This is a genomic window from Mucilaginibacter oryzae, from assembly GCF_003148845.1.
Classification (GTDB): Bacteria; Bacteroidota; Bacteroidia; order Sphingobacteriales; family Sphingobacteriaceae; genus Mucilaginibacter; species Mucilaginibacter oryzae.
In genome coordinates this window covers 629,048-648,376 of record NZ_QGHA01000003.1, presented here as the reverse complement: position 1 = coordinate 648,376, position 19,329 = coordinate 629,048, and the positions used below count along the sequence as shown (strand labels likewise).

General features: G+C 43.5%; 15 protein-coding genes and 1 pseudogene. 10 read left to right on the top strand and 6 right to left on the bottom strand.

The window, feature by feature from the left end; translation table 11 throughout:
* Positions 1-211: pseudogene (locus tag LX99_RS26545) on the bottom strand (IS982 family transposase); the annotation flags it as partial.
* Positions 212-389: 178 nt separating this feature from the next.
* Between LX99_RS26545 and LX99_RS11790 the strand changes: the two are divergent.
* The gene (locus LX99_RS11790) at positions 390-662 is read left to right on the top strand and encodes a (2Fe-2S) ferredoxin domain-containing protein (protein WP_109608055.1); all 273 of its coding nucleotides are present in this window, start codon (positions 390-392) and stop codon (positions 660-662) included.
* A 73-nt stretch (positions 663-735) separates the two neighbouring features.
* Here LX99_RS11790 and LX99_RS11785 read toward each other — a convergent pair whose 3' ends face one another.
* Positions 736-1,266, bottom strand: coding sequence for a ferritin (locus LX99_RS11785; protein WP_109608054.1), 531 nt, complete (start codon positions 1,264-1,266; stop codon positions 736-738).
* A 128-nt stretch (positions 1,267-1,394) separates the two neighbouring features.
* Complete coding sequence (locus LX99_RS11780) at positions 1,395-1,754, bottom strand: hypothetical protein (protein WP_109608053.1); 360 nt, start codon at positions 1,752-1,754, stop codon at positions 1,395-1,397.
* Between the two features lie 597 nt (positions 1,755-2,351).
* Here LX99_RS11780 and LX99_RS11775 point away from each other — a divergent pair.
* From LX99_RS11775 to LX99_RS11750, 6 genes are all read left to right on the top strand, one after another.
* Positions 2,352-4,214 (top strand): glycoside hydrolase family 13 protein, encoded by a 1,863-nt coding sequence (locus LX99_RS11775; RefSeq protein WP_109608084.1) that lies wholly within the window; start codon positions 2,352-2,354, stop codon positions 4,212-4,214.
* A 43-nt stretch (positions 4,215-4,257) separates the two neighbouring features.
* On the top strand, positions 4,258-4,908 hold the full coding sequence (gene pgmB / locus LX99_RS11770) for a beta-phosphoglucomutase (protein ID WP_109608052.1): 651 nt from the start codon (positions 4,258-4,260) through the stop codon (positions 4,906-4,908).
* Positions 4,909-5,029: 121 nt separating this feature from the next.
* Positions 5,030-7,339 (top strand): glycoside hydrolase family 65 protein, encoded by a 2,310-nt coding sequence (locus tag LX99_RS11765; RefSeq protein ID WP_109608051.1) that lies wholly within the window; start codon positions 5,030-5,032, stop codon positions 7,337-7,339.
* A complete protein-coding gene (locus LX99_RS11760) occupies positions 7,339-9,153 on the top strand; it encodes an alpha-amylase family glycosyl hydrolase (protein ID WP_245927896.1) in 1,815 nt (604 codons plus the stop codon). Before LX99_RS11765 ends, LX99_RS11760 begins: the two co-directional genes overlap by 1 nt.
* 149 nt (positions 9,154-9,302) lie before the next feature.
* The gene (locus LX99_RS11755) at positions 9,303-10,673 is read left to right on the top strand and encodes an MFS transporter (RefSeq protein ID WP_109608050.1); all 1,371 of its coding nucleotides are present in this window, start codon (positions 9,303-9,305) and stop codon (positions 10,671-10,673) included.
* Between the two features lie 111 nt (positions 10,674-10,784).
* Positions 10,785-13,265: a glycoside hydrolase family 31 protein gene (locus LX99_RS11750; RefSeq protein ID WP_109608049.1), complete on the top strand. Its 2,481-nt coding sequence runs from the start codon at positions 10,785-10,787 to the stop codon at positions 13,263-13,265.
* A 146-nt stretch (positions 13,266-13,411) separates the two neighbouring features.
* Here the strand turns inward: LX99_RS11750 and LX99_RS11745 are convergent, their stop codons facing one another.
* On the bottom strand, positions 13,412-13,843 hold the full coding sequence (locus tag LX99_RS11745; protein WP_146203104.1) for a hypothetical protein: 432 nt from the start codon (positions 13,841-13,843) through the stop codon (positions 13,412-13,414).
* A 202-nt stretch (positions 13,844-14,045) separates the two neighbouring features.
* On the opposite strand from LX99_RS11745, the gene bla reads away from it, so the two are divergent.
* From bla to LX99_RS11725, 3 genes are all read left to right on the top strand, one after another.
* Positions 14,046-14,918 carry a subclass B3 metallo-beta-lactamase gene (bla, locus tag LX99_RS11740; RefSeq protein WP_109608047.1) on the top strand — a complete coding sequence of 291 codons (873 nt, stop codon included), beginning with the start codon at positions 14,046-14,048 and terminating at the stop codon, positions 14,916-14,918.
* Positions 14,919-15,358: 440 nt separating this feature from the next.
* Positions 15,359-15,772 carry a hypothetical protein gene (locus tag LX99_RS11730; RefSeq protein WP_109608046.1) on the top strand — a complete coding sequence of 138 codons (414 nt, stop codon included), beginning with the start codon at positions 15,359-15,361 and terminating at the stop codon, positions 15,770-15,772.
* Between the two features lie 358 nt (positions 15,773-16,130).
* Positions 16,131-17,195 (top strand): IS110 family RNA-guided transposase, encoded by a 1,065-nt coding sequence (locus LX99_RS11725; RefSeq protein ID WP_109608045.1) that lies wholly within the window; start codon positions 16,131-16,133, stop codon positions 17,193-17,195.
* Positions 17,196-17,412: 217 nt separating this feature from the next.
* Here the strand turns inward: LX99_RS11725 and LX99_RS11720 are convergent, their stop codons facing one another.
* Both LX99_RS11720 and LX99_RS11715 read right to left on the bottom strand, forming a co-directional pair.
* Complete coding sequence (locus tag LX99_RS11720) at positions 17,413-18,177, bottom strand: BRO-N domain-containing protein (protein WP_109608044.1); 765 nt, start codon at positions 18,175-18,177, stop codon at positions 17,413-17,415.
* 208 nt (positions 18,178-18,385) lie between these two features.
* Positions 18,386-18,901: a hypothetical protein gene (locus LX99_RS11715; RefSeq protein WP_109608043.1), complete on the bottom strand. Its 516-nt coding sequence runs from the start codon at positions 18,899-18,901 to the stop codon at positions 18,386-18,388.
* Positions 18,902-19,329 lie beyond the last annotated feature (428 nt).

Sequence of the window (19,329 nt, the reverse complement as noted above, 5' to 3'; positions counted from 1 at the left end):
AATAAAGATAGAAGTGCTTAAGGTTGGTAAAATGTCCACTATGAAAAGCGATCAATATCGTGATCAGTTCGCTGTCGGACAGTGAGGTTTTACGGTTTCTGACCTTGTAGCTACCCGCATCAAGTTGATGCCTGGCTATTTCAGACTCAGATTCTTTGCAAAAGTCATCGACCATAACGAAAATTTTAATAATTTTATCAGAAGTAAGCATAGATTGATATCATTTAAATTAGACACTTAAATATAACAAAATATGATTACTTATTGAAATTCAGATAGTTAAAATAAAAACTATTCGGCGATTGTTTTCTTCTCTTATCCCGAACTCACGTTAATTAGTTAAAATTAAAATAACATATCCCTAACTTTATGATTGTAAAGTAAATCCCATGGGCAAATTCACCATACCTGATAAAGTGCTGTACGTATGTGTAGGCAGCAAATGCGGAAAACGTGGCGGCAAGGACATGTATAAACTGGCCAAATCATATATCAAACATCATGATGGCCCGGAAGAAATAGAAGTTATTGAAACCGAATGTACCGACAGGTGCAAGTACGCGCCTGTGTGCAGTATCCAGCCGGGTAATACCTGGTTAAAGGAATATCACCCTAAAGAGGTTTTGCAGGCGCTTGAGAACCCTTATAGGAAAGACTTTTAGATAGAAAAGGTCGTTTTGCTTTGCAAAACGACCTTTTCATAAGCCCTCCCTTCCGGGGAGGGTTTGGGTGGGGCTATGCCTCGCTATCGTATTTTATCTGACCAACATGTTTGTCAATCTGCCACCTGCCGGTACCTTCTTCGCCGATAACTTCGAACAGTTCGAGGGCGCGGCGGGCTTTGTATTCTTCTTCGCGTTGCTCTTTAAGGAACCAGTTCAGGAACTCCATGGTAACAAAATCCTGCTCCTTTAAACATTTGGCGTAAATATTTTTGATGGAGTTGGTTACGCTGATCTCCTGATCTAAAGCATCTTCAAACACTTCGCGGAAGGAGTTATATTCCTGTTTGATGCCGGTAACTTCGGGTGATACCGCGTTGCCGCCCATATCCAGGATGTATTTGTAAAATTTTAATTGGTGATGGCGTTCTTCTTCGGCTTGTTTAAAAAAATATTCGGAAGAAAAATCATAACCATTACGGTTGCACCATGATGCCATAGCTAAATATATAGAAGAAGATTGGGCTTCTTTTTTAACTTGCTGGTTTAAAAGTATTTCGATGTCTGACGAGATCAGGCTTTTTATACGAAGTAAATCTTTCATGATTTATTAAATTAAACGTTAAAGGTTTATTGCAGGAAATTATAATACAATAATAATGCTGCAACAGCATTTTAGTTTAATAAAAAAGCAATATGAATTTAATCTAAATTGTGTTGAAATTAGCCTGGTTACAGCGGGTTGCTGTAAATACGGTCGTGGATAATGTGGTTAAGTTCCAGCATTACGAAAGAGCCTTCCAGCAATTCTTTCAGGTTAATGATCTGGGCCAGCGAAAGTACATAGCAGTGATCGCAGGCGCAGATAAAAATGATCTCCACATCCGGGTCTGTCGTGGTGTTCAGTAGCTTTTGTTCGATATCAATAGCATAAACCGCCTTGCGCAATTTCATCAGGCAACGGTGATCAAACCTGGCTACCTTACCGGCGAAGTCTACATACCAGCAACGCTCCGTATCGCACTGGTAAACAGCGCCGGTTTTGGTGCTGAAAACATCGGTCCATAAAGATAGTTCGTTGGTTGTAGTCATAAAACTGACACAAAGATTGTGTTTATTTGTAATTAATCCAAATAAATATAGAAAAATAATTTTTAACACGAATACCTGGCACGTCGCACACAATTTAAACGAATTACACGAATCGTGGTGTAAAATAACGTTGGTGTAATTCGCTAATTCGTTAAAATTCGTGTAGGAATTTTTAACACGAATGCCTGGCACGTCGCACACAATTTAGACGAATTACACGCATCGTAGTGTAGAATAACGTTGGTGTAATCCGCTAATTCGTTAAAATTCGTAGAAATTATTTTAACGCGAATGCCTGGCAAGTCGCACGTAATTTAAACGAATTACACGAATCGTGGTGTAGAATAACATTGGTGTAATTCGCTGATTTGTTAAAATTCGTGTAGAAAGTTTTAACACGAAAGCCTGGAATTTGACAAACAATTAAGCGCATCACTTCAAATCCATGGCGTGAAAATTCGTGTAATTCGTCTCAATTCGAAAAAATTAGTGCCAATTATATTTTTTCCATACAAGCAATTAATTTTATTATAAATTTGGAACGTGGTTGTGGAGTGGTCCATAGCCAAACCAATTATCCCTTTTATCATTTTTTATATGAGAAAAACCTTACTATCCGCCTTTTGCTGCTTACTGGCTGCCTTGGGTGCAAAGGCACAAACGCCTGCTCTGGAGCGTGTTGAGCCGATGTCGTGGTGGGTTGGCATGAGTAACCCTAACCTGCAGTTGGTGGTTCATGGCAGCAATATCGCCTCGCGCAATGTATCTTTAAGCTACCCCGGCGTAAAGCTTAAAGCAGTGCATAAAGTTGAAAATCCGAATTATTTATTCATCGACCTGCAAATTTTTTCATCGGCAGTACCGGGAACGTTCCCGATAAAGTTTAAAAAAGCGGGCGAAAAAGACCTGAGCTATAGCTACACGCTTAACAAACGCGATAAATCGGCAGGGCGCATCCAGGGTGTAACCAGTAAGGATGTGATCTATCTGATTATGCCAGACAGGTTTAGCAATGGCGACCCCTCAAACGACTCGTTCGATCACCTGCGCGAACGCGGCATCCACCGCGATTCGATGTTCAGCAGGCACGGCGGCGACCTGCAAGGGATCATCAACCACCTCGATTACCTTAAAAATTTAGGTATAACTGCCATCTGGCTCACCCCGGAAATTGAGAACGATGAGCCCCAGGCCTCGTATCATGGCTACGCCGTAACCGATTATTATAAAATTGATCCTCGCTACGGCACTAACGATTTATATAAAAAGTTTGTAGAGAAATGCCACAGTATGGGTATCAAGGTAATTAAAGACCTGGTGCATAACCACGCCGGTACCGAAGGCTACCTGATCCGGGATATGCCTATGAAAAGTTGGGTACACCAGTGGCCAACGTATACCAAATCAAATTTCCGCGACGCGGCCGTGATGGATCCGCATGCCTCGCCAATGGATCGCAAGCTGATGCAGGATGGCTGGTTTGATCACCGCATGGCCGATCTTAACCAAAACAATGTTTATGTACAAAATTACCTCACCCAAAACCACATCTGGTGGGTGGAGTATGCCGGTATCGATGGCTTCAGGCTGGATACTTACCCTTATAACGAGCCTGTTTACATGGCCAAATGGGCTAAGGATGTAAAAGCCGAGTTCCCGAAACTTTCCATATTTGGCGAAACCCTGGTATGGTCGGCCGCAAACCAGGCTTTCTTTACGCAGGGTAATACCGTTAACCGTGGTTTTGATACACAATTGCCGGGTGTAACCGATGGCGTTTTAAAAGATGCTATTTACGAAGCCATTAACGGTAAAGATGGCTGGACGGATGGCGTAGGTCGGTTGTACTCGGTTGTAGCGCAGGACTTTTTGTACCAGGATGCTACCCGCAATACCATATTTATGGATAACCATGATATGAGCCGTTTGTTATCAATGGTGGGCGAGGATGTGGTGAAATACAAATCGGCTATGGCCATGTTGTTGACTATGCGCGGCGTACCGCAACTGTATTACGGCGATGAGATCCTGATGAAAAACTATTCTAACCCGGATGGCCTTGTTCGCGAAGATTTCCCGGGCGGCTGGGCCGGCGATAAGGATAACAAGTTTACCGCCGAAGGCCGCAGCAAAAAAGAAAATGACGCCTTTAACTACGTAAGCAAACTTGCCAATTATCGTAAAGGTACCACAGCTTTGCAAACCGGCAAACTGATGCAGTATGTGCCGGAAAATGGCATCTACGTGTATTTCAGGTACGATGCGCAGAAAACGGTAATGATGATGTTCAACAGCAGCGAAAAGAATCAGGACACCACTACCGGGCGCTATTTTGAACGCATCGGCGATGCCAAAAAAGCAAGAAATGTGCTTACAGACGAAGTAATTAGTCTGGACAAAGTAAGCATCCCGGCAAAAACAACACTGGTATTAGAATTAATACCCGGTGTAACACATTAAACAATATCTTTAGGGCGTAACAACCAGCCTTTTAACTAATTAAATGAACACGATTAAAGCTTGCATTTTCGATCTTGACGGGGTGATTGTTGACACCGCCATTTACCACTATAAGGCCTGGAAAAGGCTGGCCAACTCGCTTGGTTTTGATTTTACCGAACACCAGAACGAGCAACTGAAAGGTGTAAGCCGGGTACGCTCTCTGCAACTGATATTAGGTTGGGGCAACGTAACCAAAACCGAAGCCGAGCAGGAAGAACTGGCTACGCAAAAAAACACCTGGTACATGGAAATGGTAAACCAGATGACACCGGCCGAGATATTGCCTGGAGCCAAAGAATTTTTACAGGCCTGCCGTGCGGTTGGTTTGAAAATAGCCTTAGGTTCGGCCAGTAAAAACTCCATGACCATTTTGGATAAGCTGAACCTCACCGATATGTTTGATGCCGTGATAGACGGCAATAAAGTAAGCAAAGCCAAGCCCGACCCCGAAGTTTTCCTGGCCGGCGCGCAGGCCTTAGGTATGCAGCCCGAAGAATGCGTGGTATTTGAAGATGCCATTGCCGGTGTTGAAGCCGCCCTGGCCGGAGATATGAAGGTAGTAGGCATCGGCTCGCCGGATGTGCTGGTAGGCGCCAACCTGGTGATAAAAGGTTTGGATGAGATGACTTTGAATAAATTGTATAAGTTGTAAGCCCCACCCAACCCTCCCCTGAAGGGAGAGGGCTTTTGATTGGCATAGTGGTGTAAACTAAAAACTTAAATTATTAAAAATTTTTAAAGTCTCCCCCTTAGGGGGAGATTTAGAGGGGGTTATGAAAAACTACATAAAAGCAGATGAATGGAGGATTATTGAAGAAGGCTTCGATCCTCATTACAATAAAATTTCTGAAAGTATTTTCAGTTTGGGCAATGGCCGCATGGGACAACGCGCTAATTTTGAAGAGGCTTACAGCGGCGATACCCTGTTGGGCAACTACGTAGCCGGGGTTTACTACCCGGATAAAACCCGCGTTGGCTGGTGGAAAAACGGCTATCCCGAATATTTTGCCAAAGTACTGAACGCTGCCAACTGGGTAGTTATTGATGTGCTGTTGGATGGCGAACAACTTGACCTGGCCAAATGCGAAGTGATCAGTTTCCGCCGGGAACTGAACATGAAGGAAGGTTATCTGAAAAGGGATTTTCATGCCAAAACAGCATCAGGTAAAGAGGTTAAAGTGGAGGCTATCCGCTTTTGCAGCATGGCCGATGACGAAACCGGGGCTATCAAATACACCATCACTCCCTTAAATTTCAGCGGCGAGATTACTTTAATCCCTGCCATTGATGGTGATGTGGTGAACAAGGATTCGAATTACGACGAGAAGTTTTGGGATGAGGTAAGCAAAGCCACCCAACCCAACGGCGGTTATGTGGTAATGCGCACCAAAAAAACAGGTTTCGAGGTAGCCACGGGTATGCAGTACAGCATCCTGCAAAATGGCGAAACCATCAAACCTGTTGCCGAGGCTATCGAAAAAGAGAAATACGTGGCCTCAAAAGTTACGTTGCAAGCCAAAGAAGGTGAAGCGATCAGCATCATCAAATATGCAGCCAACCTTTCATCACAAAACTACAAGCCCGAAGAGCTGGTTGAGCGGCTAAACGCCACCTTAAACCGCATCAGCAGCAAAGGTTTTGATACCATGCTGGCCGAACAAGCCGCTGCCTGGGCCGAAAAATGGAAGCATAACGATATTATTATTGATGGCGATATCTCGGCGCAACAAGCTATCCGCTTCAATATCTACCAGCTTAACCAAACCTACACCGGCGAAGACGACCGCCTGAACATTGGCCCCAAAGGTTTTACCGGCGAGAAATACGGAGGCTCCACCTATTGGGATACCGAGGCTTATTGTGTGCCTTTTTATCTTTCAACAGCGCCGCAAAAGGTTACCCGCAATTTGCTGTTGTACCGCTATAAACAATTAGGTAAAGCTATTGAAAACGCGCAGTTGCTCGGCTTTAAAAACGGCGCGGCCTTATACCCGATGGTTACTATGGATGGTACCGAATGCCATAACGAATGGGAGATCACCTTTGAGGAAATTCACCGGAATGGCGCTATCGCTTTTGCTATTTACAACTACGTGCGTTATACCGGCGATGAGGCTTACCTGGGCGATTATGGTTTGGAAGTATTGCTGGGGATAGCGAGGTTCTGGTCGCAAAGGGTTAACTGGTCGGAAGATAGGGAGCAGTATGTGATGCTGGGCGTAACCGGGCCAAATGAGTACGAGAACAACGTAAACAATAACTGGTACACCAGCACCATAGCAACCTGGTGTATGCGATATACGATTGAAGTTGCCGAAAAGGTAAAAGCCGAAAACCCGGAAAAATATGCCGCGCTGGTAAGCAAAACCAACCTCGACGAAGAAACCGAGTTTGGCAGGTTCAGGCATATCATCGAAAAGATGTATTATCCTTACGATGAAAAGCGCCAGATCTTTTTACAGCAGGATGGTTACCTGGATAAAGAGCAGATCCTGGTTAAAGATCTCCCAGCATCCGAGCGCCCTATCAACCAAAAATGGAGCTGGGACAGGATTCTGCGTTCGTGCTATATTAAACAAGCCGACGTACTACAGGGGATCTACTTTTTTGAAGATCAGTACGATATGGATACCATTCGCCGTAACTATGACTTTTATGAGCCCCGTACCGTTCACGAATCGTCGCTTTCGCCATGTGTTCATGCTATTATAGCCGCCAAATTGGGCGATGAGGCCCGTGCTTACGAGTTTTATCTCCGTACAGCCCGTTTAGATCTCGACGATTATAACAACGATACCGAAGATGGCTGCCACATCACTTCGATGGCCGGCACCTGGATGGCTGTAGTTGAAGGTTTTGCCGGGATGCGTGTTAACGATGGCAAGCTATCGTTCCAGCCGTTTATTCCGGGCAAATGGTCGTCGTTCTCTTTCCATATTGGTTTCCGCGGTGCTTTGCTGAATGTGAAGGTGAGCAAGGATGGCGTGCAGATCAAAAACGCATCGGATGTGGAAACTAAGGTATTGGTTTATGGTAAAGAGCGGGTGGTGAAAGCCAACGATGATCTTTTAGTTGAAGCCTGATGAACCGGAAATGGATTTTTGGATGCTTTGTGGGCGTAACCATGTTGCCAATGTTTACGTTTGCGCAGGCAAATCACCACCAAAAGAAAAACAAAATGGAACAAACTACCAACCACAAACTCATTATATACCAGCTGCTGCCGCGCCTGTTTGGCAATGTCAAAACGCTTAATAAAACCAACGGCTCGATAGAAGAGAATGGCGTTGGCAAGCTGAATGATATTAACGATAAAGCCCTGCAGCAAATCAAAAAAATGGGCTTTACCCATGTTTGGTACACCGGTGTAATTGAACACGCCACCATGACCGATTATTCGCAATACGGTATCAAAGCGGATGATCCGGATATTGTAAAGGGTAGGGCAGGCTCACCTTATGCCATTAAGGATTATTACGATATCGATCCCGATTTGGCTGTGGATGTTAAAAATCGCATAGGCGAGTATGAAGCGCTCATCAAACGTACCCATGCCAACGGTTTAAAGGTATTGATGGATCTGGTACCTAACCACGTAGCCCGTACCTATGGCTCGGATGTTAAACCTGCCGGTGTGCGCGATTTTGGTGAAGATGATGATAAAAGCAAAGGCTTTAGCCCGAAGAATGATTTTTACTATATCCCTGGTCAGCAATTTGTGGTACCGCAGGGCTATAACCCCGGTGGTGATGAATTTAAAAGCCCGCTGAAGGATGGTCATTTTGATGAAAATCCTGCTAAAGCTACCGGTAACGATGTTTTCAGCGCTACCCCATCTATTAATGATTGGTTCGAAACCATGAAGCTGAACTATGGCGTTGATTACATGGATCACCGCCGTAACCACTTTGATCCCATTCCGCCGCTGTGGAATAAGGTTTATGATATTCTGCATTACTGGAGCGAAAAAGGCGTAGATGGTTTCCGCTGCGATATGGTGGAGATGGTGCCTATCGAGTTTTGGGGTTGGGTGATCCCGAAACTGAAAGCCGAGCATCCCGGCCTGGTATTCATCGGCGAAGCTTATGATAAAGGCAAATACAACGATTATATTTTTAAAGGTAAGTTTGATTACCTGTACGATAAGGTGGGGCTGTACGATGCCATCAAACGCTTAACCCGCGATGAGCAACACTCCTCAACCTGGGAAATTAACGCCGTTTGGAACCACGACAGCAAAGGGATTGACCAACATATGCTCCGCTTTATGGAAAACCACGATGAGCAGCGCATCGCATCGGGCGATTTTGCGGGTAACCCGTGGCTGGCTGTTCCGGGTATGATCGTGACTGCCACTTTAAATACCGGACCTGTAATGGTGTATTTTGGTCAGGAGGTGGGGGAGCCTGCGCAGGGTACCGAGGGCTTTAGCGGAAACGATGGCCGCACCTCCATATTTGATTACTGGGGAGTACCAGAGCATCAAAAATGGGTGAACAACCATGAGTACGACGGCGCTAATTTATCTGCCGATCAGCAAAAGCTCCGTGGCTTTTACCACAACCTGCTTACCGCGGTGCATAATAGCGATGCCCTAAAATCAGGCGCGTTTTATGAACTGATGATGGCTAACGAGCATCAGCCGGGCTTTGATACCCGCCTGTACATTTATGCCCGTTACACCAATAACCAGCGTATATTGGTGATAACCAATTTTAACCGGAGCGATCGCAAACTAACCTTGAAACTTCCGGATGACCTGTTAACGAAATTAAACCAAAGCGGCCATAAACAATTTACCGACCTGCTAAGCGGCGCCAAATTCAATACCGACGATATCAGTAAAGGCGTTGAAGTAAGCCTGCCTGCCATGAGCGGCTTGTTAATGGAGTTTTGATCAGAATTTACAGAATTTAAGGATTTACAGAATGCTTAGCATGTTTGAATTGAGTTGAGAATGAGCCTGAGAGGCGGCATGTATCCACTATGATATTCTGATCATTCTAAAATTCTGTAAATTCTGATTCTGACATTATTAAACCAATTATGAATAAACCAACCATCGCGCAAAAGCCACGATTAAGCTTTTGGCAGATCTTTAACATGAGCTTCGGCTTTTTGGGCATCCAGTTTGGTTTTGCCCTGCAAACAGGCAACGCCAGCCGCATCCTGCAAACTTTTGGGGCCGATGTTGAGCATTTGTCGTGGTTTTGGCTGGCCGCGCCTATTACGGGTATGGTAGTTCAGCCTATTATTGGTCATTATAGCGACAGAACCTGGAACCGCTTGGGGCGTCGTCGTCCGTATTTTTTAACCGGGGCAATCCTGTCCGGGTTAGCATTGTTCTTTATGCCTAACTCATCTATGCTGGCGGCTATTATTCCGCCCATCGTGGTAGGTGCGGGGATGCTCATGATCATGGATGCATCGTTCAACGTTGCGATGGAACCTTTCAGGGCCCTGGTAGCCGATAACCTGCCCGACAGCCAGCATACCACCGGCTTTTCCATGCAAACCTGTTTAATAGGCCTGGGCGCGGTAATAGGCTCGTGGTTGCCCTATGTTTTTGCCGAGTGGTTCGGCATCGCTAAAACGGCTGCTCCCGGTATCGTGCCCGATAACGTGTTGTACTCCTTTTATATCGGCGCAGCGGTATTGATAGGCGCTATTTTATGGACGGTTATCCGCACCAAAGAATACCCTCCCGAAGTTTATGCCACCTTTCATGAAAAGGACGAATCGGCATCCGGCCATAAAAGCGGCCTGACCGAGATTTTTAGCGACCTGGTAAATATGCCCAAAACCATGAAACAGTTGGGCCTGGTGCAGTTTTTCTCCTGGTTCGCGCTGTTTTCTATGTGGGTATTTACTACCCCGGCCGTGGCTGCTCATGTGTATCATATTCCCGCAAACGATACCTCATCCGTGGCTTATAACGATGCCGCTAACTGGGTAAATGTATTATTTGGCGTTTATAATTTTGTTTCGGCCATATATGCCTTGCTGCTGCCGCGCATTGTTAAAACGCTGAGCCGTAAAAAAGCGCACGCTTTTTCGCTAATAATGGGCGGTTTGGGCTTAATTTCCATCTATTTTATTACTGATCCTAATTTTCTGGTTATATCAATGGTTGGTATCGGCCTTGCCTGGGGCAGTATCCTCGCTATGCCATACGCTATCCTATCAAGCTCAATACCAGCCAAAAAGATTGGCGTATACATGGGCATCTTCAACTTCTTTATCACTTTCCCCCAAATTGTTAACGGAATCATCGGCGGACCGGTTGTAAAGTATATTTACGGCAACCAGGCCATTTACGCTTTGGTAATGGCGGGCGTTTTTATGTTTTTAGCAGCGGTTGCGGTATTATTTGTTAACGATGGTAAAAAAATCCAGATTATTGAGTCCGCAAATTGATTAAAAGTTAAGGAATTGGCACGGTAAATGGTTTTTTGGTTAACAACATTATTGTATATTGCGTAGTAAGTACGCTTTGTAAATATTTGCAGAACCCACTAATTGAATTAAATGGAAAGCAATACCCCAAATCCAAATCCGGAGTTGATTACCAGCAAATTGACCGAGATTGAGAACCTTATTGAAGAGGAAGAGGAGTTTCATCACCTTAATAACCCTGCCGATGGTATTAAGCCTGTAGTAAAAAAATACCTCGGCGTACCCACCCATGCCCAGCAGGTGGGGAATAAATTTTACTTTACCGATGGCGATGCCAAAGTTGAAGTTGTAGTGGTTACCGACGAGATTATTCGTGTACGACTTGCGCCGCATAGCGTTTTTTTAGAAGATTTTTCGTACGGGGTACCTAAACTGCCAGCAAAAGCGGTAAGTTTTAACCTGCATGAGGATGAAAACGAGTTTCGCGTATCAACTTATAAGGTAAACTGCCACATCCGCAAAAAAGATTTCTTTATCTCATTTTCGGATAGCAACAACCATGTAACCAGCATGGATGCCACCCCGATGCACTGGGAAGAGAACGTACAGGCCGGTGGTTACTACGTTTTCTGCACCAAAACCTGTGCCCCTAACGAAAGCTTTTTTGGTTTAGGCGACAAACCTACCGAGCTTAACCTGCGCGGCAAACGCCTTAAAAACTGGAATACCGATGCCTATTCCTTCCAATGGAACCAGGACCCGCTTTACCGCAGCATCCCTTTTTACATCAGCGTAAACGAGGGCATAGCGCACGGTATTTTCTTCGACAATACCTTTAAAGCCCAGTTTGATTTTGGCTCGGAAGATCGTACAAAAACCAGTTTCTGGGCTGATGGGGGCGAACTGCAATATTACTATATCCACGGCCCGCACATGATGGATGTGGTAAAAAGTTACCACACCCTAACTGGTACGCACCCTATGCCGCCGCTTTGGGCGCTGGGTTACCACCAATGCCGCTGGAGCTATTACCCGGAAGCCAAAGTGCGCAAAATTGCCCGCGGTTTCCGCGAAAACAAGATCCCCTGCGATGGCATCTACCTGGATATCGATTACATGGACGGCTACCGCTGCTTTACCTGGAACCGCAAGTACTTCCCCGATCCTAAAAAGATGATCAGCGAGCTGGCTGCCGATGGTTTTAAAACCGTGGTGATCATTGATCCGGGCATCCGGGTAGATGACAATTACTCGGTGTTTAAAGAGGGCAAGGAGAAAAAGTACTTCTGCCGCCGCAGCGACGATTACTTTATGGAAGGCCACGTATGGCCGGGCCGTTGCCAGTTTCCGGATTTTACCAACCCCGAGGTACGCGAGTGGTGGGGCGGTTTGTTTGACGAGCTGGTGCAGATGGGCGTAGCCGGTGTTTGGAATGATATGAACGAACCTGCCGTATTTGGCGCGGGTACTTTCCCCGATGATGTTCGTCATCAATACGATGGCTACCGTGGGTCGCACCGTAAAGCCCATAATGTTTACGGTATGCAGATGGTGCGCTCAACCTACGAAGGTTTGCGCAAGATTATGAAAAATAAACGCCCTTTTACCATTACCAGGGCAGGTTACTCGGGCGTGCAACGCTTTTCATCGGTGTGGACCGGCGATAACGTAGCCAGCTGGGAGCACCTTAAAATAGGTAATATCCAGTGCCAGCGCCTCTCTATATCAGGCATCCCTTTCTGCGGAACTGATATAGGCGGTTTCAGCGGCGAGCCTGACGGCGAACTGTTTACCCGCTGGATCCAGATGGGTACTTTTTCGCCATTCATGCGGGCGCACTCGGCAGGGGATACCAAAGAGCGCGAACCCTGGAGTTTCGGCGAGCCATTTACGGCTATTAACCGTAAATTTATTGAGTTGCGTTACCGTTTAATCCCATACCTGTACTCAACCTTTTGGGAGCACCACCGTTACGGCTTCCCTATTTTGAGGCCGATAGTGATGCATGAGCAGGATACCCAACTCAACCATTTCCGCCAGGATGAGTTTACCTATGGCGATAAGATTTTGGTTTGCCCCGTAATGGAGCCCGGCCAGCGTAAACGTAATGTTTACCTGCCCAAAGGCAAATGGTACAACTTCTGGACTTATGAGGTTATAGAAGGCGGCAGAGAGGTATCGGTAGATACCCCGCTGGAAACCATGCCATTATTTGTAAAAGCCGGCTCGGTAATTCCTGAATATCCGGTTATGCAATACGTTGGGCAGCAGGAAATTGAGGAGGTTAAGCTGAATATTTATTATACAGATTACGAGGTTAACTCCTTCCTGTTTGAAGATTACGGCGAAACTTTTGCCTACGAGCAGGATATTTACCTCGAGAAGAAATTTGTGGTAAACGGCGATGATCAACACTTAACCATTCACCAAAGCCTGGAAGGTTTATATACCCCGCGCTATGATGGCTATCACTTTAACCTGATAGGTTTCCCTTTCAAACCATCAAAAATTACTGTTGATGGCAAGGATGTTAAAGAGTTTACGCTAAATGACGATAATACCATTGAGTTTAAATACACCAAAACGTTTAAGCATATCGAAATCAGCAGGTAGTATAAGAAAGCTTTCGTCGCCGCGTTATTAAGGTACAAAGCAAGCCAATGATCAACGGGTGTTCCGCTTTTTAAGGTGGAACACTCGTTTCTATGCAAATCCGCCCTGCACAGTTCGCGATTGCTTCGTACCTCAATGACGGGGATTTACCCGGCTTGTGTTTGGTAAGCGTTTTTATTAATGATATTCCACATCATTTCATAGGCGGCACGAGGTATATCAATATTTACAGGTTGTAAATACTGATGATGTAAGGCAGGAACAACCCGCTTAATTTCCGCGTCGGCAAACGCAAGTGCATCAGAAAATATGTGCTCTAAATCCCTGCGATCTTTTTGCTCCGTATCAACCTCAAATGTTAGGGTATCGATGTGTTTATAGCTTATCGAAAAACTACGGGAATTTTGAGGTTTATAATTGATTTCCAATTCCGAATTTAGCAGGTATAAATCCGCCGAAGTCTTACTAACGTCATGCCTATGATTTATTTCCCAAAAATATTTTTCCTGTTGTAATGGCTCCTGGTTATCAGCTATTTTACAGTACAATAATTCGGTTTTGTTAAATTTGACAATCATAGCACTCGTTTTTACTAAATTAATCATTATTTAAAACCCATGTGCCCCTCATCGCTTAAAATTCACGGGTACGGAGCGCTTTTTCCCATCGCTGAATATTGGCGTCACTGCATTTAAAACAGAAAAAACTATCTTCACAAATCCAATCCGGCAAATTATTAAACAACCCAACTGGCACATCAAATAGTGGCTATTACAAATGATGAGAAAGATTTTAACCGTTTTTTTATTTACAGTGATTTCAGTTTGCAGTTATGCACAGGTAGTAAAGGAACCAGATGCAACTAAATATCCGGAATGGACAAGGCCTGTCGATCCGTTCAGGATAGCCGGTAATCTTTACTATGTTGGTACCGCCGATCTCGGATGCTATCTCATCACCACTAAATCCGGTCATATATTAATCAACACCGGGCTGGCATCATCTCAAACCCTTATATTGAATAATATCAAAAAGCTGGGTTTTAAAATAAACGACGTAAAAATTTTGCTGACTACACAGGCGCATTTTGATCACCTGGGTGCTATGGCGGCAATTAAAAAAGTAACCGGTGCAAAGCTGCTTGCTGATTATGCCGATGTGCCGGTTGTGGAGGATGGAGGACTTTCTGATTATGACCTCGACGGTAAATTTCGCACGTTTAACCCCATTAAGGCAGACCGCATCCTTCATAACGGTGATCATATTGTGTTAGGCGATATCAATTTGACCATGCTACATCACCCCGGGCATACCAAAGGCTCCTGCAGCTACCTGTTTAATGTAAAGGACAAGAGCCGTACCTATCGGGTTTTGATAGCCAACCTGCCTACAATAGTTACCGACAAAGATTTTAATGCGATTCCGGCTTACCCGCGCATAGCCAGCGACTATGCCTATACATTAGCTGCTATGAAAAAACTCAAATTTGATATCTGGCTGGCTTCTCATGGTTCCCAATTCAACCTCCTTCAAAAGTATAAGGCTGCAAAAAACTATAATCCATCGGTGTTTATGGATAAACAAAGCTACTACCAGGAACTTAACGAGCTGGAAGATCAGTATCAAAAGAAACTGGAAAGCCAGCGCAGGTGAAAACCCTTAAACAGCTCTGTTAAATATCAGCATTAGCCTTCAAATCTCGAAACTTTCAGGTGGGTTTTACTTAAGCTTCGGTCCCGGGCTTGCGGCAGCATACTTGCGCTAGTTGGGAAGTTTAACTTAACTTATTTATTTAAAAAGAATATGGTTCAAAATAAGAAATACTGTTGTAACTCATTTCTGGTCGAAGTAAGCTTGCCCAATACAACGGCGCCAAATATACGAATTGTAGGGTTTAAGCCCCGACCGGGCTGGGAGCAGGATAAATTGTATCTGAATTTCTTTTTCACCATGGGTTACAAGGAATTTAGTTTAGACTTGCCTAATATAAGGTTTGATTTTTGCCCTTTCTGCGGAACAACCTTAAGAGAGTTTTACAAATTGAAGGATTACTGTAACGAATTTGAAGGTGAAACATTTACCATACCGTTTGTATGATCCAACCTCTGGTTGGCGTTTCAAACCCCTCATTATTATATAGTTTTTACATGTTGATGAGCAAGGGATTTGGATGGTTTTGCGTCTCGGCATTTTTTGCCGGGCTAATTTTCGCAGCGCTAATTGCATATAGGGAGCAAAAAGCCCAAAAAGATGGATATACAAAAACTTTCGAAAGCGGTTTCCGGGGAGTTATAACACATATAACCGATACTCATTCCACAATCGCGATCAAACTCGACCATAACAGGGAATATATTTTTGTGCAAGAAACAAGCTCTTACCTTAAGCGGGACGCGATGAAATTTATTGAACCAGGCGATAGTATATCAAAAAGAGCATTTTCTGATATCATCCTGATCCGGCAACATGATTATGTCGATTCCATACGAATAAATAAGCCGGAATAGCTACTTGCCAGCGTGAGTATACGGGGGATGATAAGCTTTTTACCGGCGCGAGTATGCAGCGTGGGGTTGCGAAATGGCGTACTCGTGACCTTCATCTAAAAAGTCACGAGTACGCCACGCTTTTGGCCTGCGCTGCATACTCATATCTTTGCGTTGTAAACAATTAACAGAGCTAAAACAGTACTTACGCTGTCATACAATGCAAATGAATTTCATTATGCTGCGCGCGAGGCAAACCTGTTTTAGTTTCTTCTTACAAAGCCAGGATAGTACTTAAGCATATCGGCAAAGTCTGATAATGTTGTATAAAACATGAGTAAAGGCAGTATGAGAGGATTCTGTTTCTAACTTTTTTATAATGCTAAAGTATTCGGTAGGCCTTGATATATCGGCCAGGACAATTTATGCGTGTATCTCATCAATCGATGCAGTACAAAGAGTATCCGTAAAATCAAGTTGCAAGATCGATAATACCCTGTCCGGATTTAAGCAACTACATCAATGGATAACCAAGCACCATAAACAGAAGCATATCCCTTTGGTGGTAAATATGGAAGCTACGGGAGTTTATTATGAGAACTGTGCCATGTACCTGTTCAAGCAGGGCTACTCCTTATCCGTATTGCTGCCAAACAAAGCTAAAAAGTGGTTGCAGTCCGAAGGGTTAAAAAGCAAGAATGACAAGATAGATGCCCAGGGATTAGCTAAAATGGGGGCTGAAAAAGCCTTGGAGCTATGGCAGCCGACAGCTGAATATTATTATCAGCTGCGTGCCATGACCAGGCAGCATCAAAGCTTGCAGGAGTCCAAGACAGCAGCTAATAACCAATTGCATGCCGAGGAGCGCGGCATGTATAAGAACAAAATGGTCGTAAAGCAGTTAAAGCAACAGATCAACTTTATTGAGAAACAGATAGCTGATTTAGAAACAGCGATAGAGGCGCATATAGCCTTGAATAAAGAGGTAGCTGAAAAGGTAGATGGTATTTGTAAAATCAAGGGCTTAGGTGTCTTAACAGTGGCCGTTATACTTGCGGAGACCAATGGATTCATCCTATTTAAAAACGGCCCACAGTTGATAAGCTACGCTGGTTATGATGTGGTAGAGAACCAATCAGGCAGCCACGAAGGGAAAACAAAAATATCCAAGAAAGGAAACTCAAGGATAAGGCGAATTTTGCATATGCCAGCGTTCAATATGGTAAGGTATAAGCAAAAGCCATTCATTGGCCTGTATGAACGGACGCTGGAGAAACACGGCTTGAAAATGAAAAGTTACGTTGCCATACAAAAGAAACTATTAGTGCTGATCTATTCGCTCTGGAAAAATAATGCAGCTTACGACATCAATTATAGAAACAAATATACCAGAGAATTGGAGCAGGGGCTTCCTCTCGGCATGGCTTCGATAGAAGCCAATTAACAAACTATACAAGCAAAAATAGCCCAACTAAAAGCTGGGCTACACAAGGTAAACATACCATCGAAATATCGCAGTATGCTTCCTCTCGGCATGGCAAAATTAAAAAGAATATATTCTATTTTTATTTGTTTTTAATGATAGTACCTCGCGCCAGTTGGGGGGTGATATTACGAAAAATGCAATATCACATCATTGAGATAGCCTTAATTAGATATGATTATGCACTTAATAACTTAGGTAGATAATCTAACGCTAAATCATCTTTACCTTTAAAATAACCGTATGCTTTTGTTGGTATCCACACTTCATGTAAATATCTAATAAACAGATGTAGCGCCTCAATTGGATACATATTGGCTTCAACTTGCCTACCGTCAGGAAACGAGTGTGTATATTTTTTTACTTGCTTGTAATATATTTCATTTTTTTCCTTTAGATACGCTGAAAAGCAAATACCAACGCTTATGTCAGGCATCATCTTTTTTTGATGTAGGCCCTTATCTGGAATTACGTATCCTACTGCTTCTAAAGCTGAATAAAGACGCCCGTACATTTCTGTGATCACTGAGAAATAATTTTTATCTATTTTATGATAGTTATCTTTATATCTCTCTAAAAAATTAGGCAAGGCAGATCTATCTATTTTACCATAGAATCCCTTTTTCCTTATTGAAGGTAATACTTCCTCAAAAAGCCAAACCTCAAACTTTTCTGCACTTTCTAATTGAGATTTAACGATTAGACGATAAATATTAGCTTCGTTAACTAATGTTAATTCTTGTTCTCCGCCATTTGTAGGCAGTCGATATTTCCTGGTTCCATTTAATTTACAATGTGAACGAATGGCGTCGTTTGGACTTTTATATCCAAGAGTACGAGCGACGTCATTACCTACAAACCAAATTAATCCGTCAATTTCAATAGTTCTAATATCCGCGAAATGATGTGAGCCATCATCAAATTTATGAAGTCCTAACTGCATAATAGTAGTTTTTTAATGTATGGTTAAATTTATTTTGAGACAATAAATTTGCATAACTACTATATATAGGATATATTAGCATAGCAAATCTGCCAATGGGGATGGAAGGAGGCTCGTCCAAAAGTTACTCCCACCACCCGTCAAATGGCCGTCATGAGTGGTTTTATCCACTTGTATCGTATATTAGGGGTAGCCTTGCTACCCCTTTTTATAAGTTCAATAAATTATCTATTTCCTTGCCCACTCTAACTTCAAATGGTACATCTTTTGATTTTATTTCTTTAAGTGAATATTTATATTTTTTCTTAGTTGTATCCGCATAGATTTTCCCTGCTCTAAACAAACCAGATGCTATATCTCTGAATCTGCCAAAAACGTGAGGCTGATCTAAAGAACTGTCTATTTCTAAAACGTATTTTACTAACTCGTCAACAGTCCCTTCTCCTAATTCATCTAATACATAAAAAAACAATTGTATTGTTGTTAATTCTCTATTATATGCCTTGGGTATATCTACTTCTACGTTCTCGTAATAATTTTTCCGTTGGTTATTTTTATCTGTGTTATTTGTTATATTTTCATTTGTTAATTTGTCAATGTTTACACCATTCTTTAAAATTGTCAAACTATTGATAGTCTTCTCTAAATGCTCTAATTCTGCGAGCAATCGAGTTTTTTCGACACTCAACTGCCTTATCATTTCATTATATGTAGCTTTGTTCATCTGTGACTATCTGAAAAATAACGTTTACAATATTACGCAATTAATTTTTGAATATCAGCGTGTTGTAATTCTTAATTTTGCCTAATTAATATGCAAGTTTTCCACACCGAAGATTAAATCATAATTAACAGCCTTTTGAAGCATGTATCCTGTGCAAAAAAAAAGGGCTCTCGCCGCATATTTGCAGGCACAACTGCCGTCCACCACCCGTCCCTAAACACAGTAACCCAACTCTACGGACGGACGTACAGACCAAGCCTTGCGCGCAGGCCGCGTTCGGGATTGCAGTGTAAAGCCCACAGCGTGCGCAGGAAATTGCGGGCAGGCAAGGCGAGGACTTGCAACTGAAAGCCCGGGCCGCAGGTAACGCCATTGTTATGATTTGGGATTTCGGATGTTCGATTTCGGATTTTTTAATTAGTCAATCT

What these genes read in the sequence shown, in the direction of transcription:
- LX99_RS11790 (WP_109608055.1), top strand. Translation starts at nt 390, where the DNA reads ATGGGCAAATTCACCATACCTGATAAAGTGCTGTACGTATGTGTAGGC.
- LX99_RS11785 (WP_109608054.1), bottom strand. Translation starts at nt 1,266, where the DNA reads ATGAAAGATTTACTTCGTATAAAAAGCCTGATCTCGTCAGACATCGAA.
- LX99_RS11780 (WP_109608053.1), bottom strand. Translation starts at nt 1,754, where the DNA reads ATGACTACAACCAACGAACTATCTTTATGGACCGATGTTTTCAGCACC.
- LX99_RS11775 (WP_109608084.1), top strand. Translation starts at nt 2,352, where the DNA reads ATGAGAAAAACCTTACTATCCGCCTTTTGCTGCTTACTGGCTGCCTTG.
- pgmB (WP_109608052.1), top strand. Translation starts at nt 4,258, where the DNA reads ATGAACACGATTAAAGCTTGCATTTTCGATCTTGACGGGGTGATTGTT.
- LX99_RS11765 (WP_109608051.1), top strand. Translation starts at nt 5,030, where the DNA reads ATGAAAAACTACATAAAAGCAGATGAATGGAGGATTATTGAAGAAGGC.
- LX99_RS11760 (WP_245927896.1), top strand. Translation starts at nt 7,339, where the DNA reads ATGAACCGGAAATGGATTTTTGGATGCTTTGTGGGCGTAACCATGTTG.
- LX99_RS11755 (WP_109608050.1), top strand. Translation starts at nt 9,303, where the DNA reads ATGAATAAACCAACCATCGCGCAAAAGCCACGATTAAGCTTTTGGCAG.
- LX99_RS11750 (WP_109608049.1), top strand. Translation starts at nt 10,785, where the DNA reads ATGGAAAGCAATACCCCAAATCCAAATCCGGAGTTGATTACCAGCAAA.
- LX99_RS11745 (WP_146203104.1), bottom strand. Translation starts at nt 13,843, where the DNA reads ATGATTGTCAAATTTAACAAAACCGAATTATTGTACTGTAAAATAGCT.
- bla (WP_109608047.1), top strand. Translation starts at nt 14,046, where the DNA reads ATGAGAAAGATTTTAACCGTTTTTTTATTTACAGTGATTTCAGTTTGC.
- LX99_RS11730 (WP_109608046.1), top strand. Translation starts at nt 15,359, where the DNA reads ATGATCCAACCTCTGGTTGGCGTTTCAAACCCCTCATTATTATATAGT.
- LX99_RS11725 (WP_109608045.1), top strand. Translation starts at nt 16,131, where the DNA reads ATGCTAAAGTATTCGGTAGGCCTTGATATATCGGCCAGGACAATTTAT.
- LX99_RS11720 (WP_109608044.1), bottom strand. Translation starts at nt 18,177, where the DNA reads ATGCAGTTAGGACTTCATAAATTTGATGATGGCTCACATCATTTCGCG.
- LX99_RS11715 (WP_109608043.1), bottom strand. Translation starts at nt 18,901, where the DNA reads ATGAACAAAGCTACATATAATGAAATGATAAGGCAGTTGAGTGTCGAA.